Origin of the sequence: Blastococcus jejuensis, assembly GCF_039534705.1 — a bacterium.
In the GTDB taxonomy this organism is placed as follows: Bacteria; Actinomycetota; Actinomycetes; order Mycobacteriales; family Geodermatophilaceae; genus Blastococcus_B; species Blastococcus_B jejuensis.
In genome coordinates this window covers 58,211-81,499 of sequence record NZ_BAAAVV010000006.1, presented here as the reverse complement: position 1 = coordinate 81,499, position 23,289 = coordinate 58,211, and the positions used below count along the sequence as shown (strand labels likewise).

At 73.5% G+C, this 23,289-nt stretch carries 25 protein-coding genes; 7 read left to right on the top strand and 18 right to left on the bottom strand.

The window, feature by feature from the left end:
- Positions 1-131: 131 nt before the first annotated feature.
- Complete coding sequence (locus tag ABD644_RS13695; RefSeq protein ID WP_344689480.1) at positions 132-1,067, top strand: type IV toxin-antitoxin system AbiEi family antitoxin domain-containing protein; 936 nt, start codon at positions 132-134, stop codon at positions 1,065-1,067.
- A gap of 94 nt (positions 1,068-1,161) precedes the next feature.
- On the opposite strand, the gene phoH2 is transcribed toward ABD644_RS13695, so the two are convergent.
- The 6 genes from phoH2 to ABD644_RS13665 form a co-directional block, all read right to left on the bottom strand.
- Positions 1,162-2,457 (bottom strand): RNA 5'-3' helicase PhoH2, encoded by a 1,296-nt coding sequence (gene phoH2, locus ABD644_RS13690; protein WP_344689479.1) that lies wholly within the window; start codon positions 2,455-2,457, stop codon positions 1,162-1,164.
- Positions 2,458-2,707: 250 nt separating this feature from the next.
- Entirely contained in the window at positions 2,708-3,466 is a 759-nt protein-coding gene (locus ABD644_RS13685) for an ABC transporter permease (RefSeq protein ID WP_344689478.1), read from the bottom strand.
- Complete coding sequence (locus ABD644_RS13680; protein WP_344689477.1) at positions 3,466-4,458, bottom strand: ATP-binding cassette domain-containing protein; 993 nt, start codon at positions 4,456-4,458, stop codon at positions 3,466-3,468. Before ABD644_RS13680 ends, ABD644_RS13685 begins: the two co-directional genes overlap by 1 nt.
- A gap of 69 nt (positions 4,459-4,527) precedes the next feature.
- Positions 4,528-4,815: a hypothetical protein gene (locus ABD644_RS13675; RefSeq protein WP_344689476.1), complete on the bottom strand. Its 288-nt coding sequence runs from the start codon at positions 4,813-4,815 to the stop codon at positions 4,528-4,530.
- 2 nt (positions 4,816-4,817) lie between these two features.
- On the bottom strand, positions 4,818-6,020 hold the full coding sequence (locus ABD644_RS13670; protein WP_344689475.1) for a DUF885 domain-containing protein: 1,203 nt from the start codon (positions 6,018-6,020) through the stop codon (positions 4,818-4,820).
- An 83-nt stretch (positions 6,021-6,103) separates the two neighbouring features.
- Positions 6,104-6,892 carry an isoprenyl transferase gene (locus tag ABD644_RS13665; RefSeq protein WP_344689474.1) on the bottom strand — a complete coding sequence of 263 codons (789 nt, stop codon included), beginning with the start codon at positions 6,890-6,892 and terminating at the stop codon, positions 6,104-6,106.
- Positions 6,893-7,020: 128 nt separating this feature from the next.
- On the opposite strand from ABD644_RS13665, the gene trhA reads away from it, so the two are divergent.
- Positions 7,021-7,830: a PAQR family membrane homeostasis protein TrhA gene (gene trhA, locus ABD644_RS13660; RefSeq protein ID WP_344689473.1), complete on the top strand. Its 810-nt coding sequence runs from the start codon at positions 7,021-7,023 to the stop codon at positions 7,828-7,830.
- Positions 7,831-7,883: 53 nt separating this feature from the next.
- Here trhA and ABD644_RS13655 read toward each other — a convergent pair whose 3' ends face one another.
- The 6 genes from ABD644_RS13655 to ABD644_RS13630 all read right to left on the bottom strand — a co-directional run bounded on the left by ABD644_RS13655 (position 7,884) and on the right by ABD644_RS13630 (position 13,316).
- A complete protein-coding gene (locus ABD644_RS13655) occupies positions 7,884-9,128 on the bottom strand; it encodes a geranylgeranyl reductase family protein (protein ID WP_344689472.1) in 1,245 nt (414 codons plus the stop codon).
- A 65-nt stretch (positions 9,129-9,193) separates the two neighbouring features.
- Positions 9,194-9,856 (bottom strand): maleylpyruvate isomerase N-terminal domain-containing protein, encoded by a 663-nt coding sequence (locus tag ABD644_RS13650; protein WP_344689471.1) that lies wholly within the window; start codon positions 9,854-9,856, stop codon positions 9,194-9,196.
- 20 nt (positions 9,857-9,876) lie between these two features.
- On the bottom strand, positions 9,877-10,482 hold the full coding sequence (locus ABD644_RS13645; RefSeq protein WP_344689470.1) for a hypothetical protein: 606 nt from the start codon (positions 10,480-10,482) through the stop codon (positions 9,877-9,879).
- A gap of 58 nt (positions 10,483-10,540) precedes the next feature.
- Complete coding sequence (locus ABD644_RS13640; protein WP_344689469.1) at positions 10,541-12,538, bottom strand: thioredoxin domain-containing protein; 1,998 nt, start codon at positions 12,536-12,538, stop codon at positions 10,541-10,543.
- 89 nt (positions 12,539-12,627) lie between these two features.
- Positions 12,628-13,077: an OsmC family protein gene (locus ABD644_RS13635; protein WP_344689468.1), complete on the bottom strand. Its 450-nt coding sequence runs from the start codon at positions 13,075-13,077 to the stop codon at positions 12,628-12,630.
- Positions 13,074-13,316 (bottom strand): hypothetical protein, encoded by a 243-nt coding sequence (locus ABD644_RS13630; protein WP_344689467.1) that lies wholly within the window; start codon positions 13,314-13,316, stop codon positions 13,074-13,076. Before ABD644_RS13630 ends, ABD644_RS13635 begins: the two co-directional genes overlap by 4 nt.
- A gap of 203 nt (positions 13,317-13,519) precedes the next feature.
- Here ABD644_RS13630 and ABD644_RS13625 point away from each other — a divergent pair, with 203 nt between their 5' ends.
- A complete protein-coding gene (locus ABD644_RS13625) occupies positions 13,520-14,362 on the top strand; it encodes a sigma 54 modulation/S30EA ribosomal C-terminal domain-containing protein (RefSeq protein ID WP_344689466.1) in 843 nt (280 codons plus the stop codon).
- 3 nt (positions 14,363-14,365) lie between these two features.
- Complete coding sequence (locus ABD644_RS13620) at positions 14,366-15,493, top strand: baeRF2 domain-containing protein (protein ID WP_344689465.1); 1,128 nt, start codon at positions 14,366-14,368, stop codon at positions 15,491-15,493.
- A 24-nt stretch (positions 15,494-15,517) separates the two neighbouring features.
- Here ABD644_RS13620 and ABD644_RS13615 read toward each other — a convergent pair whose 3' ends face one another.
- Positions 15,518-16,042, bottom strand: coding sequence for a phosphate-starvation-inducible PsiE family protein (locus ABD644_RS13615; RefSeq protein ID WP_344689464.1), 525 nt, complete (start codon positions 16,040-16,042; stop codon positions 15,518-15,520).
- Between the two features lie 246 nt (positions 16,043-16,288).
- Between ABD644_RS13615 and ABD644_RS13610 the strand changes: the two genes are divergently transcribed.
- On the top strand, positions 16,289-16,840 hold the full coding sequence (locus tag ABD644_RS13610; RefSeq protein ID WP_344689463.1) for an AMIN-like domain-containing (lipo)protein: 552 nt from the start codon (positions 16,289-16,291) through the stop codon (positions 16,838-16,840).
- 53 nt (positions 16,841-16,893) lie between these two features.
- Here the strand turns inward: ABD644_RS13610 and ABD644_RS13605 are convergent, their stop codons facing one another.
- The gene (locus ABD644_RS13605; protein WP_344689462.1) at positions 16,894-17,214 is read right to left on the bottom strand and encodes a hypothetical protein; all 321 of its coding nucleotides are present in this window, start codon (positions 17,212-17,214) and stop codon (positions 16,894-16,896) included.
- Positions 17,211-18,098 (bottom strand): mycothiol conjugate amidase Mca, encoded by an 888-nt coding sequence (mca, locus tag ABD644_RS13600; protein ID WP_344689461.1) that lies wholly within the window; start codon positions 18,096-18,098, stop codon positions 17,211-17,213. The genes ABD644_RS13605 and mca overlap by 4 nt, the downstream gene beginning before the upstream one ends.
- Positions 18,099-18,335: 237 nt before the next feature.
- On the opposite strand from mca, the gene greA reads away from it, so the two are divergent.
- Together greA and ABD644_RS13590 are read left to right on the top strand one after the other, a co-directional pair.
- Positions 18,336-18,839, top strand: a complete 504-nt coding sequence (greA, locus tag ABD644_RS13595) for a transcription elongation factor GreA (RefSeq protein ID WP_344689459.1) — start codon at positions 18,336-18,338, stop codon at positions 18,837-18,839.
- 8 nt (positions 18,840-18,847) lie between these two features.
- Positions 18,848-19,168 (top strand): RNHCP domain-containing protein, encoded by a 321-nt coding sequence (locus tag ABD644_RS13590; RefSeq protein WP_344689458.1) that lies wholly within the window; start codon positions 18,848-18,850, stop codon positions 19,166-19,168.
- 77 nt (positions 19,169-19,245) lie between these two features.
- Here ABD644_RS13590 and ABD644_RS13585 read toward each other — a convergent pair whose 3' ends face one another.
- From ABD644_RS13585 to ABD644_RS13575, 3 genes are all read right to left on the bottom strand, one after another.
- Entirely contained in the window at positions 19,246-21,312 is a 2,067-nt protein-coding gene (locus tag ABD644_RS13585) for a M3 family metallopeptidase (RefSeq protein ID WP_344689457.1), read from the bottom strand.
- 84 nt (positions 21,313-21,396) lie between these two features.
- Entirely contained in the window at positions 21,397-22,200 is an 804-nt protein-coding gene (locus ABD644_RS13580; protein ID WP_344689456.1) for an ABC transporter permease, read from the bottom strand.
- Positions 22,197-23,198 carry an ATP-binding cassette domain-containing protein gene (locus ABD644_RS13575; protein ID WP_344689455.1) on the bottom strand — a complete coding sequence of 334 codons (1,002 nt, stop codon included), beginning with the start codon at positions 23,196-23,198 and terminating at the stop codon, positions 22,197-22,199. The genes ABD644_RS13580 and ABD644_RS13575 overlap by 4 nt, the downstream gene beginning before the upstream one ends.
- Positions 23,199-23,289: the final 91 nt, after the last annotated feature.

The following is a 23,289-nucleotide window of genomic DNA, read 5'->3' as shown; positions in this document are numbered from 1 at the left end:
CGCGGTTCCGATCGCTCTTGCGCGGATGCAGCGCAGCAAGTGTGGAGGCAACCGCGCAAGAGTGCAGTCCGGTTGTCCACAGATCTGCCCGGAGGGGGCGACGGATCCGCCGTCGTGACGACGATCGACCGGTGCCTCTCCCCGAACCCGATCGCCCCGTTCTCCTCCGCCGCGCCCAGGCGGTCGCCGAGGGTTACACCGACGCGGAACTCGCCCGCATGGTGCGCCGCAAGAAACTGAGCCGCCTGCAGCGCGGCACGTACGCCGAGGGGTCCGCGGTGCTGCCCGTGGATCCGGCCGCCAGGCATGCGCTGGTCGTGTTGGCCACGATCGCCGGCCTACGGTCGCCCGCGATCGTCAGCCACGAGTCCGCCGCGGTGCTGCACCAGCTGCCGGTGTGGGGCATCCGGCTCGGTCGCGTCCACATCCTCCGGCCACCGCCCGCACGCGGCACCGGCAGTTCGCGTGTCCACCTGCACGTCGCCAAGGTGCCGGACGACCAGCTCGTCCTCGCCGAGGGGCTGCTGGCCACCGACGTGACCCGCACCATCGTCGACGTCGCCCGTACAGCGCCTTTCGAGTCCGCGGTCGTCATGGCGGACCGGGCCCTGCACACCAGGAGCACCTCGCGAGCTGCGCTCGAGGAATGTCTCGGGCTCATGGGCCCGGTCCCGGGGAGGCGTGCGGCCGCTCGGGTCATCGCCTTCGCCGATCCACTCAGCGAGAGCGTGGGCGAGAGCCGGAGCCGTGTGCTCGTGCACCGGCTGCGGCTACCCGTGCCCGACCTCCAGGTGCGGGTGCTCCGCCAGGACGGCTCGGAGATCGGCCGCTGCGACTTCGGCTGGAAGGACCGGCGCACCGTCGGCGAGTTCGACGGGCAGATCAAGTACGGGCGACTGCTCCGGCCCGGCCAGTCACCGGGGGACGTCGTCTTCGAGGAGAAACTCCGGGAGGACGAGTTGCGCGACCATCGCTGGCAGGTGGCGCGCTGGACGTGGCACGACCTGGACCGCGGGTCGGTGGTCGAGCAGCGGATCCGTCGCTCATTCGCACGAGGAGCCGGGTGACCGCACTCTTGCGCGGTTCCTGCCGCCGTTGCGCCGGTGCAACCGCAGGACAGCGACAGGAACCGCGCAAGAGTGGCAACGGCCAGCGGCGCGCTCAGAGCGGGAGGTCTTCCAGCATCTCGGTGACCAGCGCGGCGATCGGCGAGCGCTCGGAGCGCGTCAGGGTCACGTGCGCGAACAGCGGGTGGCCCTTCAGCGTCTCGATGACCGCGGCGATGCCGTCGTGCTTGCCCACCCGCAGGTTGTCGCGCTGGGCGACGTCGTGGGTGAGCACGACCCGGGAGCCGGAGCCGAGCCGCGAGAGCACGGTCAGCAGCACGCCGCGCTCGAGGGACTGCGCCTCGTCGACGATCACGAACGAGTCGTGCAGCGACCGCCCGCGGATGTGGGTCAGCGGCAGCACCTCGATGAGCCCGCGGTCGGCGATCTCGTCGATCACCGCCGGGGAGACCAGCGCGCCCAGGGTGTCGTAGACCGCCTGGGCCCACGGCGACATCTTGTCGTTCTCGCTGCCCGGCAGGTACCCGAGCTCCTGCCCGCCGACGGCGTACAGCGGCCGGAAGATCACGACCTTCTTGTGCGCGCGACGCTCCATCACCGACTCGAGGCCCGCGCACAGCGCCAGCGCCGACTTGCCGGTACCGGCCCGCCCACCGAGGGAGATGATGCCGATCTCCGGGTCGAGCAGGAGGTCGAGCGCGACCCGCTGCTCGGCCGACCGGCCGTGCAGCCCGAACGCCTCGCGGTCGCCGCGGACCAGCCGCACGTGCTTGTCGGGGGTGATCCGGCCGAGCGCCGATCCGCGCGAGGAGAGCAGCACGAGCCCGGTGTGCGGCGGCAGCTCCGCGGCGGCCGGCACGAACGCCTCGCCGGCGTCGTACAGCTCGTCGAGCTCGGCGTCCTCGAGGCCCACCTCGGCCATGCCCGTCCAGCCGGCGTCGACGGCGTCCAGGACCCGGTACTCGTCGGTGTCCAGGCCCACGGCGGCGGCCTTGACCCGCAGCGGAACGTCCTTGGTGATCAGGCAGACGTCGCGGCCCTCGGCGCGCAGGTTCAGCGCGACGACCATGATCCGGCTGTCGTTGCTGTCGTTGCGGAAGCCGGCCGGCAGCACCGACGGATCGCTGTGGTTGAGCTCGACGTGCAGCGTCCCGCCCTCCTCGCCCACCGGCACCGGGGCGTCCAGCCGCCCGTGGGTGACCCGCAGGTCGTCGAGGATGCGCAGCGCCTGCCGCGCGAACCAGCCGAGCTCCGGGTGGTTGCGCTTGTCCTCGAGTTCCCCGATCACGACGAGCGGGAGCACCACGTCGGAGTCACCGAAGCGCAGCAGCGCGCCCGGGTCGGAGAGCAGGACGGAGGTGTCGAGGACGTACGTACGGCGAGTGCTCACGATTCGGCTCCCGTGGGGACGCGCCACGCGGCGCACCCCCGCTCGAAGGTGGCCGGGCCCCGGCGCGGAAGCCGGGTGCCGGCCCCCCGTGTCGACGAACTCGTCAGCACCAACCGGGCCTCCCGTGGACGGCGAGGGCAGCTCGTCGTCCACCGAGAACGCTAGGCCTCGGTGATGACAGAAACGTGACGAGCAGGCGGCGTGTCACCCCGTCGGGGTACCAGCCGCCCCACTCGCCCCACCACCGTCGTCAGCTGGATTCGCGGCGGAACCGGCGCACGCCGAACGCCCATCCGAGGACCACCAGCAGCACCGTCAGGCCGGCGCCCCACCACGCCGGGGCGGTGTCGTAACCGCCCAGGAAGAACTCGCGGGTGCCCTCGACGACGTGCTTGAGCGGATTGATGTCGCTGACCGTCTGCAGCCAGCCGGGGGCCAGCGTCATCGGCAGCAGGATCCCCGACAGCAGCAGCACCGGGAGGACGAACGCGTTGAGCAGCGGGGCGAACGCGTCCTCGCTCTTCAGCGTCAGCGCCAGCGCGTAGGAGATCGACGCGAACGCGGCGCCGAGCAGGGCGACGACCACCAGCGTGAGGACGACGCCCAGCACCGGCGCCCGGAGGCCGAGCGGGAGCGAGACCAGCACCAGCAGCGTGCCCTGCACCAGCAGGACGACGACGTCGCGCAGGACCCGACCCAGCAGCAGCGCCGTGCGGCTGGCCGGGGTGACGCGCTGGCTCTCGATGACCCCGGCGCGGTACTCGGCGATCAGTCCGAACCCCACGAACAGCGACCCGAAGATGCCCAGCTGCACGAGGATCCCGGGCACGAAGATCTGGTAGGCGTTGCCCGCGCCCAGCTGACCCGACAGCGGTTCGAGCAGCGGCCCGAACAGCACGATGTACAGGATCGGCTGCATCATCATGATCACCAGCCAGGCGGGGTTGCGCAGCGAGAGCCGCATCGCCCGCCAGAACACCGTGCCGGTGTCGCGCAGCAGTGCCTGCATCAGACGGTCACCTCCTCGGCGGCCGGGGCGGCGGGGGCCGCCTCGGCGTCCCGCAACGAGCGCCCGGTCAGCTGCAGGAACACGTCGTCCAGGCTGGGACGACGGCTCTCCACGCCGCTGACGCTGATGCCGGCGCGGTCCAGCGCCCGGACCAGTTCGACGAGCGCGGGACCGCCGTTGCGGACCCGCCCGACGATCCGGTCGTCGACGACCTGGGGCGTCTCGGCACCGGGCAGGTCGGCGACGAGCCGCGCCACGTCACCGGCCTGGGCCTGGTCGGCCACGGTCACGGTCAGCACGTCGCCGCCGACCTGCGACTTCAGGGCGTCGGGGGTGCCCTCGGCGACGATCGCCCCGTGGTCGATGACCAGGATGCGGTCGCACAACGCGTCGGCCTCGTCGAGGTAGTGCGTGGTGAGGAAGACCGTCGTCCCGCGCTCCTCGCGCAGACCGCGGATGTGGGTCCAGAGATTGGCGCGGGCCTGCGGGTCCAGGCCGGTCGTCGGCTCGTCGAGGAACACCAGCTCCGGCACGTGGATCAGCCCGACGGCGATGTCGAGGCGCCGGCGCTGACCGCCGGACATGGCCTTCGGCTGCCGCTCCCAGAGACCTTCGAGGTCGAGCTCGCGGAAGAGCTGCTTGCCCCGGGCGGTCGCGTCGGCGGTGCTCATGCCGTACAGCCGGGCGTGGTCGACGACCTCCTCCCCGGCGCGCGCGTCGGGGTAGGTCGAGCCGCTCTGCGACACGTACCCGATCCGCCGGCGCACACCGACCGGGTCGGCGATCAGGTCGCAGCCGGCGACCGTGGCGGTGCCAGCGGTCGGCTCGAGGAGGGTCGTGAGCATGCGCAGCGTCGTCGTCTTCCCGGCGCCGTTCGGGCCGAGGAAGCCGACGATCTCGCCGGGCGCGACGTCGAGGTCGACACCGACGACGGCGTGGACCTCCTGCTTGCGCTTGCGGAAGGTGCGGGCGAGCCCGCGGGCGTGGATCACGACCGGGAGCCTTCCCCAGCACACCGACAGAACGCGAGCGAGTTCGCCCTCGGCGTCACCGCGGAACCGTCAGCCCCAGCCGCCGTCCCCGTCGCGACGCCGCACCGCCGGACGCTCGACGGTGTCGGTCCGGGCGGCGCGCTCGGGCCGCGGGATCGGCTCCCAGTCGTCGTCCTCGTCGTCCCGCCTCCGCCGGGGTCGCAGCGCGACCAGCGCCCACAGCAGGGGGACGGCGAGCACCGGCCACTGCAGCGACAGGTCGCCCAGCCACAGCAGGCCGCCGAGCAGGAGCGCCGCCAGCCACCCCGCCGTCCACAGTCCCAGGACGCGGGCCGCACGCGGGTCGCGGCGTGCCACGGTCAGCCGACCGCCAGCTCGCGGGTGAGGGCGCCGGGCGTGAGCGGCTCGTCGAGCAGCCGGACGAACCGGTCGGCCACCGACTGGTCGGCCCGGCGGGCGGCCAGCCAGCGCGAGAGCAGGTCGAAGCCCTCGACGTAGGTAGTGATGTAGGCCCGCCACAGGGGGTGCGTGAGGAACCGGATCTGCTGGCGGGCGCGCTCCTCGCTGACCAGGGACCACCGCTGCAGGTAGGCCACGACCTCGTCGGCGTCGGCTCCCCGGTCGTGCAGCAGGACGGCGGCGTCCTGCCGGACCCGGTTCAGCGGCGCGGCGGCGGCGGAGATCCGCTGCGCCAGGTGACCGTCGAAGCGCAGCCCAAGGTCGCCCAGGATCTCGGCCGCCCACGGCCCCCAGTCCCCGCCCACCGAGGCCTCGATCCCCAGGTCGGCCAGCCCCTCGGCCATCAGGCACTCGGGGGTGTTGACCAGGAAGATCGTGTGCTCGGTGCGCGCGGCCCGCTCGACGAGTCCGCGCTCCTTGCGGCAGTGCTCGGTGTGGTGGCCCGGGTAGGCCTCGTGCGCGACCAGGTGGGGCAGGTGGCTGAGCCGGTGCGGCAGGTCGGCGTTGATGGCCACGCGCGAGCGGTAGTCGCCCTCGTAGTAGTTGAAGCCCGACCACGGCTGATCGGTGACGACCTCGTAGCGCACCGTCTCGACCTCGGGCAGGCCGTACTGCCCGCGGACCGTGTCCCGCAGCGCCGACGACAGCGCGTGCACCGCCGACTCCAGCTTGGCCGGCGGGCACTCCTCGCGACGGCGGTGCGCCGCGTACCGCTCGGCCAGCGTGCCGCCGCCGGGCAGCAGCGCCTCGAGCTCGGCGTGCGCGGCAGCGAAGACCGCGGGGTCGCCCAGGGCGACGTCGACCTGGAAGTACGCGGCCACCTCGTCGAGGAAGGCGACCGGCTCGCCGCTCAGCTTGCGGGCGGTGCACTCCAGGCCGCCGAGCTGACCGCGCAGGTACTCCGTGCGATCGGCGTCCAGCCCGGCCCCGTCGAGCTCGGCCAGCAGCGCACGAGCCTGGTCGCGCAGCTGCTTCGGGGTCGGCGCGGGCTCGTCCTCGACCTCGGCCCGGATCCGCGGATCACCGGTGTAGGCGTCGGCGAAGCCGGACTCCAAGCGGTCGAAGCGCAGCCCGAGCCGCACGTACTCGAGGGGAAGGTCCACGCGCCCGAGTGTTTCAGCCGCCGAACCGGCGGCGCCGTGCGGCTGCCCGCCCGAGCTCCGCCGGGCGCAGCGACCGGCTCACGTCAGCCCCCGAACCGGCGGTGCCGTGCCGAGTAGTCCCGCAGTGCACGGAGGAAATCCACCCGCCGGAAATCGGGCCAGTACACGTCGGTGAAGTGGAACTCCGCGTTCGCCGTCTGCCACAGCAGGAAGCCCGACATCCGCTGCTCCCCGCTGGTGCGGATGATCAGGTCGGGGTCGGGCTGGCCGCGGGTGTAGAGGTGCTCCGCGATGTGCTCCACGTCGAGCACCTCGACCAGTTCCTCGAGCGACGTCCCGCGCTCGGCGTGCTCGGCCAGCAACGAGCGGACGGCGTCGGCGATCTCCCGGCGCCCCCCGTACCCGACGGCCAGGTTCACCGTGGCCCCCGGGCGGTCGCGGGTGTCCTCCTCGGCCTGCTTGAGGACGGCGACGGTCTCGGCCGGCAGCAGTTCGAGCGCACCCACCGGCCGCACCTGCCAGCGCCGGCCGGGCCGGGCGAGATCGGAGGCCACGTTCTCGATGATCTTCAGCAGCGCCGAGACCTCGGACTCCGAGCGGTGCAGGTTGTCCGTGGAGAGCATGAACAGCGTGACGACCTCCACGCCGGCGTCGTCGCACCAGCCGAGCAGGTCGACGATCTTCTCCGCCCCGCGGCGGTGGCCGTGCGCGACGTCCTCGAGCCCGATGGCCCGGGCCCAGCGCCGGTTGCCGTCCATGATCACGCCGACGTGGCGGGGGACGTCCGCACCCTCCAGAGCGCGGGCCAGCCGGCGCTCGTAGACGTGGACGATCGCCTCGCGAACCTGCCGTCGCGCCCCCACGGCGGTCACCCTAGGCCCCTTCCACCGGCGCCGCCGGGAGCCCTCCCGCCCCCCGTGTCGCCGCCCCGCGAGAACTCCCAGGAAGGTCACAGGGAGTTCCGGGTGCCCCGCAACCTACGGGTCCGTAACCTCGGTGCATGAGCGTCTCCCCCGACAACGAACGAGTACGGGTCGAGGCCGACGACGCCGAGATCGAAGGCCCGCGCAGCGAGGCGATGACCGCCGTCCTCGAGGAGGGCGACCGGCCCGAGCACGTCTGGACCGCGGCCGACTTCGCCGACGGCGACTGGGAGCACCCCGACACCCGCCCCCGGATGCGCGGCTGGCTGCACCTGTTCGCGTTCTTCGGGGCCATCGCGGCCGGGGCCGTGCTGATCCCGCTGGCCGCGGTGCTCGGCGCCCGCGCCGGCTTCTCGGTGGCGGTCTACTGCCTGACCATCCTCGGCCTGTTCGGCATCAGCGCGCTCTACCACCGCCGTCGCTGGTCACCCCGCGGCTGGCGGATCATGAAACGGCTCGACCACTCGATGATCTTCCTGTTCATCGCGGGCACCTACACGCCGTTCTCGCTGCTGGCGGTCGACCAGCCCACCGGCTACTGGATCCTCGCCGGCGTCTGGGCCGCCGCGCTGGGGGGCGTCGTCCTCAAGCTCACCTGGCCGACGGCGCCGCGCTGGGTCGGGGTGCCCCTCTACATCGGGCTCGGCTGGGTGGCCGTCTTCATCCTCACCGACATCCTGCACATCGCCGGCGTCGCCTCGCTCGTGCTGCTGGCCGTCGGCGGCATCCTCTACACCGTCGGCGGGATCGCGTACGGCATCAAGAAGCCCAACCCCTGGCCGGGCACGTTCGGCTACCACGAGGTCTTCCACGCGATGACCATCGTCGCGGCGATCTGCCACTACATCGCCGTCTACTTCGCGATGTACAACTCCCCGTTCGTTTGAGCTTTCTGTACCGAAAGCTCAACGCCCCCAGGCTCGGCTTCGGTACAGAAAGCTCAGGCCGCGGCGAACGGGGGCCGGTCGTCGAAGCGGACCGAGGTGCGGCCGGCCCAGCGCCAGAGGCGGGCGACGGCGTCGCGGTCCTCGTCGGTGACCAGGTTGCCCATGACGCGCAGGGCCACCGTCATCAGCGCGCGCGAGCGCATCCCGACGGGCCCGGCGGCGGGCAGCAGCCGGGGGACGGTGAGCAACCCCGCCAGCCGGCGCGCGATGGAGAACGCCTCGCCGTAGTGCCGGCGGAGCGTGCCCGGCCAGAGCGTCGTCCAGTCGCTCTCGCCGAACAGGTCGACGACGGTGCGCCCGGTCTCCAGGCCGTAGTCGATGCCCTCGCCGTTGAGCGGGTTCACGCAGCCGGCGGCGTCGCCGACCAGCGCCCAGTTGCGGCCCGCCACGCCGGAGACCGCGCCACCCATCGGCAGCAGCGCCGACGCCGGTGCGCGCACCGGCCCCTCGAGCTGCCACTCCTCCCGGCGCGCCTCGGCGTAGAAGTTCATCAGGCCCTTGAGCGCCACCCCGGCCGGCCGCCGCGCCGTCGCCAGCGTGCCGACGCCGATGTTCACCTCACCGGCCTCCGCGCCGAGCGGGAACACCCAGCCGTAGCCCGACAGCAGCTCCCCCTCGGTGCCGCGCAGCTCCAGGTGGGAGGAGATCCACTCGTCGTCACTGCGTCCGGAGCGGATGTAGCCACGCGCCGCGACGCCGTACGCGGTGTCCCGGTGCCACTCCCGGCCGAGCACCCGGCCCAGCGGCGAGCGTGCGCCATCCGCGACGACGAGCCGCTCGCAGGCGACGGCGGTCCGCGACCCGTCGGTCAGCTCGAACACGACCGCACGCACGCGGTCGCCGTCGCGTTCGACGTCGACGGCGCGCGCACCCTGGAGCGGGGTCACGCCCCGGTCGAGCGCGACCTGGCGGATGCGGGTGTCGAGCTCGGTGCGCGGCACCGCCCCACCGTGGTCGGGCAGCGAGCCACCCGGCCAGGGCAGCAGCAGTTCCTGCCCGAACCCGGCGGCGCGCAGACCACGGTTGCGGCCGCGTGACCGCACCCAGTCGCCCAGCCCCAGCCGGTCCAGCTCGGCGATCGCGCGCGGGGTGAGGCCGTCGCCGCAGGCCTTGTCACGCGGGAAGACGGCGGCGTCGGCGAGGACCACGTCGTGGCCGGCGGTCGCTGCCCACGCCGCCGCGGCCGACCCCGCGGGACCGGCGCCCACCACGAGGACGTCGGTCGCTGTCGGGATCACAGGGCCAGTGTCCCAGGTCGTCGCCCCAGGTCAGCCGGACAGGGGAACAGCCGGGACGGGGCCGGTCAGCCGAACAGCGGGAAGCCGGCCGCGGCGCCGCCGAGCTCGGCCCGGTCCTCGGCGGTCAGTGACTCGCGTCCGGTGCCGCGCCGCGCCGCGGTGGCGTCGTCCCACCGGGCCGGCAACGGGCTCCCGAGCAGGCCCTCGAGCACGCGTCGCACCTCCCCGAGCGGGCCGGCGGCCGGGCCCGGCCGGTCCAGCCGGAGCACGAGGTCGAGGTGGTGCACGGCGGCCTCGACGGTGAGCGTGGACAGGAAGTCGGCCACCGTCAGCACCCGGCCCTGCGTGCCGACGAGGTCGTCGGGCGCAACCCGGCCGGCCGCCACCAGCGCCGCGGCCGACGTCTCCGCGTAGCGCGCCGAGATCCCCGGCAGCCCGCCGTGCACGCTCGCCGCGATGCGGGTGCTCCACAGCTCGGCCTCGTCGCCGGGCTCGGGCGGGCGCCAGGCCGTCCAGTAGTCGACGGCGTCGGTGTCGGCCGGCCCGTCCGCGGGGGTGTTGAGGGCGACCAGTGCCCGTCGGGCGTCCGAGAGCATGTGGAAGCCCAGGTCCACCGGCGTCCAGCCCGCACACCCGGTCGGCTCGAAACCCTCCGCGGGAGTGAGCGCCCCCAGGACGGCGGCCACGTCGCGGTAGGCGGTCGTCAGCAGTCGCAGCGAGTCGTGCACGCCGGCCAGCCTGGCAGGGATCAGCCGAGGTCGGGGCCGCGGCCGCGCACCTCCTCCACCGATTCCATCGCCGCCCGGAGTTCGGTCAGCCAGTCGTCGGTGTGCTGCGCGACCAGGCGGACGGCCCAGGCCAGCGCCTCGGACCGGGACCGGGCGACGCCGGCGTCGACGAGGGTGTCGAGCACCAGGCGCTCGCGCTGCCGCAACCGGGTCATGACCGGCATGGAGAGCGTGGTGAACAGCTCGCGAGCGTCCCCGCAGGCGGCACCCCACGCGACCGACCGGCCGTAGCGCTCCTGCGCGGCGTCGGCGATGGCCATCCGCTGCCGGCGGGTGTCCTCGCGGAAGCGGGCGATGCGTCCGGCGCGGGCGGCGGCCGGGTCGCCCTCGCCGGGCTCCGGCTCGGGCAGCGTGCCCACGACGGTGATCTCGTCCCGGTCGATGGTCAGCTCGACGGGGCCGGTGAACCAGTCGTCGGGCAGTCGCCCGGCGAACCAGCCGGCGACCTCGGCCCGGTCGACCGGGGGCGAGGCCTCCGACCCGCGGCCCCGACCGCCCGGACCACGGCCACGACCCCGGCCGAAGGGGCCCCCGAAGGGTGCGTCGGAGAAGCGGTGACCGTGCATGGCGACCTCCCGGCTCGCATGTGATTACACGCTTACACGGTAATCGCGACGGCTGCCCTCAGGCACCCCTCATGGCTACGCCCAGAGCGGACACCTCGGTGACCGGCGCGGAGCACACGAAACCGCGGCACACGTACGCGGCCGGACGCCCGGCCACCGCAGGCCGGGCGGCGAGCAGGGGGACGCCGACGGCGTCGGGCTCCCCGACGACGACGACCGCACCGGGGCTGGTCGAGCATCGTGCCGCCGCCGCGAGCGCGTCGCGCGCCGGCCCCGCCGGACCGCTCACCGCCACCTCCAGCGGCCCGGCCACGAGCGCCTCCCCCACCGCGGCGGCCCAGCCCGCGGCCCGGGGCGCCTGCCCCACCAGCCGGGCGAGCGATGCCATCGCCGCCGCACCCAGCTCCCGGTGGCGGGGCGAGCCGGCGAGCGCCGCGTACGCCACCGCGGCGCCCGCGGCCGCGGCGATCCCCGCCGGGGTCGGCCCGTCCGTCGGGTCGAACGGGCGGGCCACGAGCACCTCGGCGTCCGCGGCCGTGTCGTGCCAGCCGTCCCCGTCGACGAACTGCTCGGCGACGACGTCGAGCAGGTCCCCGGCCAGCTCGAGCCAGCGCCCCTCGGCGGTGGCCTGGTGCAGGGCGAGCAGCCCCTCGGCCAGGTCGCCGTAGTCCTCGAGCACGCCGGCGTGGCGGCCCACCGCCCCGTCGCGCGACGCGCGCCGCAGGCGCCCGTCGACCCAGTGGGTGTCGGCCAGGAGGACCGCGGCCCGGCGGGCGGCGGCCAGCGACCCGTCGTTCCCGGTCAGCACGCCGTGCTCGGCGAGGGCCGCGATCGCCAGGCCGTTCCACGCGGTCACGACCTTGTCGTCGCGGGCGGGCTGCGGCCGCCTTGCGCGGGCGGCGAGCAGCCGGTCCCGCACCGAGGCGAACCGGTCGGCGTCGTCGGGGTCGGCGAGCAGCTGCAGCGTCGACGTCCCGTGCTCGAACGTGCCGCGGTCGGTGACCTCGAACAGCTCGGCGGCCCAGCGACCGTCGTCGGCACCGAGGACGTCGACGAGCTGGGCGGGCGTCCACACGTAGGTCAGCCCCTCGACGCCGTCGGTGTCGGCGTCCAGCGCGGAGGCGAAGCCACCCTCCGGCGTCCCGAGGTCCCGGATGAGGAAGTCCGCCGTCTCGTCGGCGACCCGCCGGGCCCAGAGGTCACCGGTCGCCCGCCACAGGTGCAGGTACACCCGGAGCAGCAACGCGTTGTCGTAGAGCATCTTCTCGAAGTGGGGCACCACCCAGCGGGCGTCGACGGAGTACCGCGCGAAGCCGCCGGCCAGCTGGTCGTAGATGCCGCCGCGGGCCATCGCCTCCAGCGTGCCCCGGGCCATCCCGAGGGCCCGCCCCTCGCCGCTGCGCGCGTGCGCGCGCAGCAGGAACTCCAGCACCATCGACGGCGGGAACTGCGGCGCGCCCCCGAAGCCGCCGGTCGCCTCGACGTACTGGCCGGCCAGCGCCGCCACGGCGCGGTCGAGCACGTCGGCGGTGAGCGGCGCGGGCGCGCCGAGGTCCAGCCGCCCGGAGATGGCGTCGACGAGGCGGGTGCCCGCCGACTCGAGGTCCGCGCGTTTCGTGGCCCACGCGTCGGCGACCGCGGAGAGCACCTGCCGGAACGCCGGCATGCCGTGCGCCGGTCGCGGTGGGAAGTACGTGCCGCAGTAGAACGGCGTGCCCTCCGGCGTCGTGAAGACCGTCATCGGCCAGCCGCCCTGCCCGGTCATCGCCTGGGTCGCGGTCATGTAGACGCTGTCGACGTCGGGGCATTCCTCGCGGTCGACCTTCACGCAGACGAAGTTCTCGTTCATCTGGGCCGCCGTCGTCTCGTCCTCGAACGACTCGTGGGCCATGACGTGGCACCAGTGGCAGGCCGCGTAGCCGACGGAGACGAGCACCGGGACGTCGCGCCGCCGCGCCTCGTCGAACGCCTCCTCGCCCCATTCGCGCCAGTCGACCGGGTTGTCGGCGTGCTGGAGCAGGTAGGGGCTGGTGGCGGCGGCGAGGCGGTTGGGCACGGGGATCGCTCCTGCTGACGCACGACGGGGTCGGGACCCATGATCCGCGTCCTCCCGGCCGGCTCGACGCCCGGCGCTGATCGCCCTTCCTAGCCGGGGCCGGCCGAGCGACGGGCGGTGACCGTCCCGTGCACGTCGCAGACAGCGGCCAGGGTGTTGTAGACGGTGCCGTAGCGGCGCAGATTGCTGTGCAGCAACTCGACCCGGCGCTCGGACTCGTCGGTGGTCAGCTGCAGGTCGTAGCCGATCTCGACGAACCTCGGCGGGCTGTCCTGCCTCCGGGCGGTCACTGTCACCGTCGCATCGAGATAGGTGAAGTTCAGCAGGTGCCCGGCGCGGGCGACGTTCTTGAGCAGGCAGGCGGCGAAGGCGCCGGCCAACAGCTCCGCCGGGCCGGGGCCGCCGGTCGGTGGCGTGGCCCAGCCGGCGTCGAGCCGGATCGTCTCGTCGGCGGCGAGGATTCGTGCGGGCCCACCGGCCTGCGCGGTCCCGGTGACCCGGTAGCTGGTCGGGGGCTTCACCCCCGGTGTCGACGTCATCGGACGGCGTCCCAGACGCTCCGGACGGCGGCCCGCGGGTCGTCGTCGACTGCCGGCGTCAGGTCGAAGCGCATCGTCGTCCGCCGCTCCAGCTCGTAGCGCGGCCAGCCGGTGGTCGCGAACGCGACCCACGCCGCGTGCATGACGTCGGCGAGGTGCTGCGGCGGGGCCGGGCCGGGTGGTCGGTGCGACGTCCGCGCACCCGAGCCACCCGGCCGGACCTCGACGATCGGTTCCACGTCGCCTCCTCTCGACCGGGGGGACCGACACTGCCCCTCCGCCGTCCTCCGGAACGGAGGCCACCGACCCCGGCGCGACGGGCGGACGTCCCGACCCGGGACGGCGACCCCACGGGTCCCTGACGCACACGGGGAAGGAGGCACCCGCGGCGGATGCCGTTCGGCCCTAGGACCGGCCGCCAGCCCTGGCGAGCATGGGCAACGTGTCCGAGACGAGGAAGCCGGAGCCGAGAGCGACGACGCCGGTCCAGGTCCAGGTCCGCGGTGCCCTCGCCCCGGACGTCGCCGAGTACGCCGAACGCCGGCTGCGCGAGGCGTTCCTCGACACCCACTTCCCCGTGCTGCACGCCCGGGTGAGGGTCACCCGGCACGCCGATCCGGCTCGCCCTCGGCCGGTCGTCGCTCAGGCGAACCTCGACGTGGACGGGCGGTTCGTCCGGGCGCAGGTGAGCGCACCGACGGCCCGGGAGGCCGTCGACCTCCTGCACGACCGCCTGCGGCACAGGCTGCGGCACGACCTGCAGCGGACGGCCGGGAACTGGGAGGACCGCCGCGGCCGGCACGACGCGGGCACGGAGCACGAGTGGCGCCACGGGGACGAGCCCGGCCGGCGCCTGCCCTGGTTCCCCCGGCCCGCCGAGGAGCGCGACATCGTCCGGCACAAGCCGATCACGCCGGCGCAGTCGAGCCTGGACGACGCCGCCGCCGCCATGAACGACCTGGACTACGACTTCCACTTCTTCACCGAGGCCGGCAGCGGGCAGGACAGCGTCCTGTACCGAGCCGGGCCGACCGGCTACCGGCTGGCCCAGGTGCAGCCGAGCCCGGAAGCGCTGGCGTCGCACTCGGTCGGGGTGACGGTCAGCGAGCAGCCTGCCGCGGCGCTGTCGACCGCCGAGGCCGTGACGCGCATGGCGGCCTGGGAGCAACCCTTCCTGTTCTTCCTCGACCGGGAACGGGACCGCGGCGCACTGCTCTACCACCGCTACGACGGCCACTACGGCCTGATCACACCGCCCGGGCCGGGTCCCGGCAGGCAGGAGTAACCCATGGCACTCCTGGCGGAGCGGACCGAGCTGCAGGTCGAGGCGGTCCGGTCACTGGTCGAGGCTCCCGGCCCCTGGACGTCGGTGTACCTCGGGCTCGCCGACCGGGACCCGCAGGGTCTCCCGGTCGACCGGTCGGCGCGCTGGCACGGGCTGGCCACCGCGCTGCTCGACGACGGTGCCGCGCCGGACGTGGTCGCGTTCCTCGGCGGCGCCGTCCGGGCCGAGCCACCCGGGCCCGCCGTGCTCGCCGCCTTCGCTGCCGACGACGGCCCTGTCCGGCTCTTCCGGGTCCCCCGCCTCCCCGAACCCGACTCCTCCTGCTCCGGTCCGCTGCCGCGCGTCCTCCCGCTGCTGGGCTGGCTGCAGGACCACCCGCCGCACGTGCTGGTCGTGACCGACCGGACCGGCGCCGACCTCGAGACCTTCACCCACGGGGTGTACCGGCGGCGGACGGTGGTCGGCCCGGACGACGAGATCGAGCGCAATGCTCCCGGCGGCTGGGCGCAGGGCCGCTACCAGCACCGCGCCGAGGACTCCTGGCAGCACAACGCCGGCCAGGTCGCCGAGGCCGTCGCGGCGGAGGTGCGCGAGTCCGGTGCTCGGCTGGTCGTGATCGCCGGCGACGTCCGCGCCGTGCAGCTGCTCGAGGAGCAGGCGCCGCCGTGGGTGCGCAAGGAGACCGCCTGGCGGCACATCACCGGCGGCCGCAGCGCCGACGGCTCCCAGGGCACGCGGCCCGACCGCGTGGAGGACGTCGTCCAGGAGTTCGTGGACGAGGAGGTCGCCGCGCTGCTCGGGCGCTTCGAGGAGGAGCGCGCCCCCGGCGGGATCGGCGTGGAAGGCGTCCCGCAGACCCTGGACGCCCTGGCTCGCGGCCAGGTGGCGGCGCTGCTGCTGGTGCCCGGGGCACTGGAGGGCCGGACGGCGTGGTTCGGCCCGGACCCCTCGCACGTGCTCGCCGACGGGGACCAGCTCCCGCCACCCGACTGGGGCCCGGCGCTGCGGGCGCCGCTGGCCGACGTCGCCGTCCGCGCCGCGCTCGGCAGCCGCGGTCAGGTCTGGCTGGTGCCCGACGGCCTCCCCGGCAGCCCGGCCGAGGGCATCGGCGCGTTCTGCCGCTTCCGCTGAGCCGCCCGGCACCTGCTCAGCGCGTCAGGCGCGCTCCCGCTCCGGCGCCGGCTCCCCCTCGTCGGGCTCCCGCTCCTTGCGCCGAAGCAGGAACGACGTCAGGCCCAGCAGCACGACCAGGACGCCGAGCAGCCCGATCTCGACGACGCGGTCGTCGAACTCGGCCCCCTTGCCGAGCACGCTGGCCGCCTCCACCGAGAGGACGACGATCTCCTTGATCGAGGCGATGATCCCGACCAGGAGGAACGGCTCGGCGACCAGTTCCCGCTTCTCGACCGTCGTCCGGACGGCGAAGAGCAGTTCGACGACGATGAAGACCAGCAGCAGGATGTCGAGGACCTCGAGCAGGGGCTTCTCGGAGAAGTCCGACACCAGCCCCCAGGAGGTCTTGGCCGCGACGCCGAGCAGCACGAACGCCGCTCCCACCAGGAAGATCGCGATCCCGCCGTAGATCAGGTTCTCGGCGATCTCCAGCACCCGCGTGCCGGCGCGGCTGAAACCGGGCGGGGGGACGTGGCGCTCGGGGTCGTCGCGATCCTTGGGGGCCATCGGGAGATCGTGCCCGACGGCGACCGCGGTACGCGGATCACACCGCCGAACTCACCCGCACGGGGCCTGCGGGTGACCGTCGGTCATCGGCTGCCCGCTGCACGGGCTCGCACCGGAGACAACTCACCAACAGACACGCCGGACTTCGTCGTTGACCACAAACCACAGCTCTGGTAGTGGCACGGCGTGTCGGCGGACCCTCGTGCCACACCACAACATGTGGTGTACGTCACAGGAGGCCCCGCCATGATCCGCACCCCGCTCCGACTGTTCGTCCTGTTGCTGACCAGCGCCCTCGCGGCGCTCGTCCTCCCCGCCACCGCCCAGGCCGCCCCGTACTGCGGGATCACCTGGGGGTCGACCGCCGAACAGGCGGGCAACTCCGCCCCCGCCAGGATGGGCGCCGAGCTCTCCGACGTCCGGGCCGGCCGGCACGCCTGCTTCGACCGCCTGGTCCTCGACATCACCGGCGGCGGCACGCGGGTCGCTTCCTACCGCGTCGAGTACGTGCCCGCCGTCACGAGTGACGGTTCCGGGGCAGTCGTCCCGCTCCGCGGTGGGGCGTTCCTGCAGATCACCGTCGGGGCGAACAACGAGCACTACCCAGCGGCGAACCGGCGGGAGCTTGCGGACGTCGCCGGCTTCACGACCTTCCGGCAGGTGGCCTGGGCCGGCGGCTACGAGGGTTACAGCAGCGTCGGCCTCGGCGTCCGGGCGCGGCTGCCCTTCCGCGTGCTGACCCTCACCGGGCCCGGCAACGCGGTGCGCGTCGTGATCGACGTGGCGCACCGCTGGTAGCCGATCCGGCAGGGCGCCGTCCCGGTTCGGTACCGGGACGGCGCTCCGCGGCGTCAGCGATCGCCGGCGGGAGGCTCCTCGTTCCCGTCCTGGCGGGGCGGTTCGATGGCGAGCGGGGCGCGGCGCAGCGAGTCGAGCAGGTCGTCGCCAGGTGCGGGGCGATCGACCAGCTCGGCGGGGGTGTCGGGGACGTCGACGGCGTCCTCGGCCTCGAAGCTGCGCGGCACCTTCTTGAGGTGCCGGCTCATCGAGCGGACCAGCAGCGCCGTGGCGATCAGCAGGACGACGATGAGCAGCAGGCCGAGCGGCCCGGCCTTGCCGACGTCCTCGGGCAGCTGCTCGCCGGCGGCCGCGAGGACGGTGACGGCACTCATCGGACACCGACCTGGCTGCGGATGCCGGCGAAGAGGTCGTCCTCGGGGACCGTGGAGTCGACCAGCGACCGGACCAGCTCGTAGTCCTCCGTCGGCCACACCCGCTGCTGCGTCTCCGGCGGGCAGGCGAACCAGCGGCCGTCGGGGTCGATCTGCGTCGCGTGCGCGATGAGCGCGGCGTCGCGGACGGGGAAGTACTCCGCGCAGGGGACGCGGGTGGTGACCCGGTGGGAGATGTCGTGCGCCGGGTCCCAGCTCTCCAGCCACTCCGTGTAGGGCGACTCCGCGCCGGTGGCGAGGATCGCCTCGTGCAGCGCCTTCGTCCGGGGGAGCGTGAAGCTCATGTGGTAGTAGAGCTTGCTCGGCTGCCAGGGGTCGCCGAGACCCGGGTAGCGGTCGGGATCGCCGGCCGCGTCGAACGCGTGGACCGAGATCTCGTGGGTCTTGATGTGGTCGGGGTGCGGGTAGCCGCCGCGCTCGTCGTAGGTCGTGATCACGTGCGGCCGGAACCGGCGGATCAGCTCGACCAGCGGTGCGGCCGCCTCCTCGAGCGGCACCAGCGCGAAGCACCCCTCGGGCAGCGGCGGGAGCGGGTCGCCCTCGGGCAGACCGGAGTCCACGAATCCGAGGAACTCCTGCTCGACGCCGAGGATCTCCCGCGCCCGGTTCATCTCCTCGACGCGGATCTGCGGCAGCCGCTCCCACACCTCCGGGCGGTCCATCGCCGGGTTGAGCACCGAGCCGCGCTCGCCCCCGGTGCAGGTGGCCACCAGCACGCGGGCACCCTCGGCGACGTACTTGGCCATCGACGCCGCACCCTTGCTCGACTCGTCGTCGGGGTGGGCGTGCACGGCGAGCAGCCGCAACTGGTCGGGTTCGGTCACCGGGCCATTGTCCCCCGGCCGCCGGTTCCGTGGCCCGACGCCCGCCGAGAGTCGTCTCACGCCCCCCGACCGGGCGAATCCCGGGCCACCGACACGCTCCGGTCCGGTACGGTTCCGCAACTGGCAATCGGCGTGCAACGTCCGTGCACCGTCGCGCGGAGCGGTGTTAGCTTGGCTGTTCGACCACGAGCGGTTCCCTCCCGGGGACCGCTACCCGAGTTTCAGGAGCACCCCTTCGTGTCCACCCCCACTGACGAGCAGAACAAGGGCGTCTGGCTGACCCAGGAGGCGCACGACCGGCTGAAGGCCGAGCTCGACCAGTTGGTGGCCGGCCGTCCCGCGATGTCCGCCGAGATCAACGCCCGCCGCGAGGAAGGCGACCTCAAGGAGAACGGCGGCTACCACGCGGCGAAGGACGAGCAGGGCAAGCAGGAGGCCCGCATCCGTCAGCTCACCGACCTGCTGCGCAAGGCGCAGGTGGGCGAGCCGCCGACGAAGGTCACCAACGCGGCGACCGGCACGGTGATCACGATCCGCTTCCAGGGCGACGACGAGACCGAGAAGTTCCTGCTCGGCTCGCGGGAGATCGCCGGCACCACCGACCTCACCGTCTACTCCCCCGAATCGGCTCTCGGCGCGGCGATCATGGGTGCCGCGCCGGGCGCGACGGTCACCTACCAGGCCCCCAACGGCCGGGACATCACCGTCGAGGTCGTCGGCATCGAGCCGTTCGTCCCCTGACCGCTCGGGTGGGTCGCTCGAGGCGGGCGGAGAACACCGGCTTCGTCTGCGCGCACTGCGGCATCGACGTCCCGGCCAACACCGACGGGCACTACCGCAACCACTGCCCGTTCTGCCTGTGGTCGCTGCACGTCGACGACCTGCCCGGCGACCGCGCGAGCGAGTGCCGGGCACCGATGGAGCCGATCGGGCTGGTCGAGAAGTCGGGCAAGGGCTGGCAGGTGGTGCACCGCTGCACGGCGTGCGGCCACCGCCAGCCCAACCGGCTGGTCCGCGAGGGCGACGCCCCCGACGACCTGGACCTGGTGCTTTCGCTGCCCTGGTTGTGAGAACGGCCGCTCTTGCGCTGTTCCTGCTGGTCTTGCGGTGATGCACCGCCACAAGAGCGTGGGGAACAGCGCAAGAGTCAGGCCTGGACGGCCGGGATGAGGCCGCGGCGACGTAGCAGCGGGCCCGGGTCGGCGTCGCGGCCGCGGACGGCGCGGAACGCGGCCAGCGGGTCGACCGAACCACCGACCGACAGCAGCTTCGTGCGGAACTCGTCGCCGTTCTCCCGGCGCAGACCGCCGTTCTCCTTGAACCACTCCACGGTGTCGGCGTCGAGCACCTCCGACCAGATGTAGGAGTAGTACCCGGCCGCGTAGCCGCCCGCGAAGATGTGCTGGAAGTAGGTCGTCCGGTAGCGCGGGGGCACGAGGGGCGAGGCGACGCCGGCCGCCTCCAGCGCGCGCTGCTCGAAGTCGACCGGGTCGCCGACCTCGGTCTCGGGCGTGATCCGGTGCCACGCCTGGTCGAGCAGCGTCGCGGCCAGGTACTCGAGGGTGCGGAAGCCCTCGCCCCACAGCTTCGCCGCGTCGATCGCCTCGACGACGGCGGCGGGCAGCGGATCGCCGGTGTCGACGTGGCGGGCGTAGTGCGCGAGGACCTCCGGCCACAGCGCCCACATCTCGTTGACCTGGCTCGGGAACTCGACGAAGTCCCGCGGCACGCTGGTGCCGGAGAACCGCGGGTAGGTGACCGCGGAGCTCAGCCCGTGCAGCGCGTGTCCGAACTCGTGGAACAGGGTGTTGACCTCGTCGAGCGTCAGCAGGACGGGCTGCCCGGCGGCGGCCCGCGAGACGTTGAGGTTGTTGACGACGACCGGCGGGGTGCCCAGCAGCCGGGACTGCCGCACGAACGAGCTCATCCACGCCCCGCCGCGCTTGCCCTCGCGGGCGTGGAAGTCGCCGAGGTAGAGCCCCACGGGTGAGCCGGCGGCGTCGGAGACCTCCCAGACCCGGACGTCGGGGTGGTAGCCCTGCAGGTCGGGGCGAGGGGCGAACCGGAAGCCGTACAGCAGCTCGGCGGCCCGGAAGACGCCGTCGACCAGCACGCGGTCCAGCTCGAACCACGGGCGCAGGGCGGCGGTGTCGACGGCGTACCGCTCGGTGCGTACCTGCTCGCTGTAGAACGCCCAGTCCCAGGCGGCCAGCTCCACGCCGTCGCGGGCCGCCGCCTCGCGCAGGATCTCGGCCTCGGCCTCGGCGTTGGCGACCGAGGCGGGCACCATCGAGGCCAGCATCCGGTCGACCGCGTCGGTGGTGCGGGCCGTCGAGTCGGCGAGCACCACGTCAGCGTGGGTGTCGAAGCCCAAGAGCCGGGCCCGCTCGGCGCGCAGCCGGGCGATGCGCGCGGCCACCGGGCGGTTGTCGTGTTCACCGCTCGCGGCGCGGTGCACCGACGCCTCGAACACGCGTCGCCGCAGGTCGCGGTCGCGCAGCTTGACCAGCACCGGCTGACCGGTGGGCAGGAGCAGCGGCAGCAGGTACCCCTCGAGACTGCGCTCGGCCGCGGCGGTCGCGGCGGAGGCCACCTCCTCCTCGCTCAGCCCGGCCAGCTCGGCGGCATCGGCGACCCGGACGGCCGCCGCCTCGCTCGCCAGCTGCAGGTTCTGGCCGAACGACGTGGACAGCTCCGACAGCTCCTGGTTGAGCTCGGTCAGCCGCGCCCGGCCGGCCTCGTCGAGCCGCGCACCGGACAGCACGAAGTCGAGGTGGTAGCGCTCGACCAGCCGGATGGCCTCGGCGTCGAGGCCGTTGTCATCGCGGTTGGCGTGGACGGCGTCGATGCGCGCGAACAGTGCCGGGTCGAGCCGGATCGCGTCGTCGTGGGCGGCCTCCAGCGGTGCGATCTCCCGCTCGATCTCCCGGGTCCGCGGCGTGGACACCGACGACGCCAGGTTGCCGAACACCGCCCAGGCGCGGTGCAGCAGCGCGCCCGACCGTTCGAGCGCCAGCACGGTGTTCTCGAAGGTCGGCGGCTCGGCCGAGCCGACGATCGCGGCCACCTCGCTGCGCTGCTCGGCCATGCCGGCCAGCAGCGCCTCCCGGCAGTGCTCGAGGGCGATGCCGGCGAACGGCGGCAGCTGGAACGGCAGAGGCGACGGCTCCGCCAGCGGGTTGTCCGGGGACACGGTGGGGGCAGGGGCAGGCATCGAGGCGCTCATCGACGCCCATCCTGCCCTCCCCGGCTCCGCTGCAGGGGCCCGAGCCGAGCGGCGAGGCCTGGGGGTGCGTTCTCAGCGGCTGGCCGTGCGCTGGTAGAGCCGGACCGACATCGGGATGAAGACCACGAGCAGGGCGACCATCCAGATGAGCGTGTAGAGCACCGGATTCTGCAGGGACCAGGCGTCGGAGCTGTCGAGGATGGGCGCGGTGTTGCCGAACAGCTCCCGAGCCGCCTGCACCACCGCCGACACCGGGTTCCAGTCGGCGAACGTCTTGAGCACGGCCGGGAAGTTGTTGGTGGGCACGAACGTGTTGGCGATGAACGTCACCGGGAAGATCACGATGAAGCTCGCGTTGTTGACCACCTCCGGCGTGCGCACGAGCAACCCGACGGTGGCCATCACCCAGCTGACCGCATAGGCGAACAGCAGGAGCAGCAGGAACCCGCCGACCGCCTCCACGAACGACGAACGGATCCGCCAGCCCACCACCAGGCCGGTGAGCACCATGACCACGATCGAGATGGCGTTGAGCCCGAGGTCGGCGACGGTGCGGCCGACCAGCACCGCCGACCGCGACATCGGCAACGACCGGAACCGGTCGATCAGGCCCTTCTGCAGGTCGTCGGCGATGCTCGCCCCGGTGATCGTCGACCCGAAGATGACCGTCTGCGCGAGGATCCCGGGCAGCAGGAAGTCGGCGTAGTTGATGCCCGGGATGGGGATCGCGCTGCCGAAGACGTAGCGGAACAGCAGCACGAACATGATCGGCGACAGCGTCGCGAAGACGATCAGGTCGGGCACCCGCTTGACCTTGATCAGGTTGCGGCGGGTGATCACCATGCCGTCGGACACGGCCTGCACCAGCGACGTCATCGGGCGCTCCCCACGGTCTCCGCCGGCGCGGCCGGCGTCTCGTCGTCGTCCGCGGGCTCCTCCGCGGCGTGCCCGGTCAGGGTGAGGAACACATCATCGAGGTCGGGGCGTCGCAGCCCGACGTCGAAGATCTCGGCGGTGTTGCCGTCGAGCCGCCGCAGCGCCTCGGCAAGCACCTCCGCGCCGCCGGTGACCGGCATGCTCAGGCGGCGGGCCGTCGCGTCGATCCGCGGCTCCTCCAGGGCCAGCGGCCGCAGCCGCTCCACCATGTCGGGCAGGAGCTCGGCGCGCGTCACGGTGAGCTCCAGCCGCTGGCCGCCGACCTGGGCCTTCAGCTCGTCGGCGGTGCCCCGCGCGATGACCCGCCCCCGGTCGATCACCACCATGCGGTCGGCCAGCCGGTCGGCCTCCTCCAGGTACTGGGTGGTGAGCAGGATCGTCGTGCCGCCGTCGGCGAGGTCGGAGATGAGCTCCCACATGGCCAGCCGGCTGCGCGGGTCGAGACCCGTCGTCGGCTCGTCGAGGAACAGCACCCGCGGACGCGCGATGAGCGACGCGGCGATGTCCAGGCGGCGGCGCATGCCACCGGAGTAGGTCTTCGCCGGCCGGTTCGCCGCGTCGACGAGGTCGAACCGCTCGAGCAGTTCGCCGGCCCGGGCGCGGGCCTCCCGCTTGGGCAGCCGGTAGAGGCGCCCGACCATCTCCAGGTTCTCCGAGCCGGTGAGGTACTCGTCGACCGCGGCGTACTGCCCGGTGAGCCCGATGGCCGCCCGCACCTCGTCCGCGTCGCGCACGACGTCGAGCCCCACCACCTCCGCCCGGCCGGCGTCGGCCTGGAGCAGCGTGGTGAGGATGCGCACCACGGTGGTCTTGCCCGCGCCGTTCGGGCCGAGGAGCCCGAGCACGGACCCCTCGGCGACGGTCAGGTCCACTCCGTCGAGGGCGGTGGTCGCACCGAAGCGCTTGACCAGCCCTTCGACCACGATCGCGTCGGTCATGCGGCCACGCTAGGCCGAGACGGTGACAGTTCCCGACCGCATTTCCCGATCGGCGGAGGAAGTTCGACGTCCATGCTGCGTGGACCTCCGC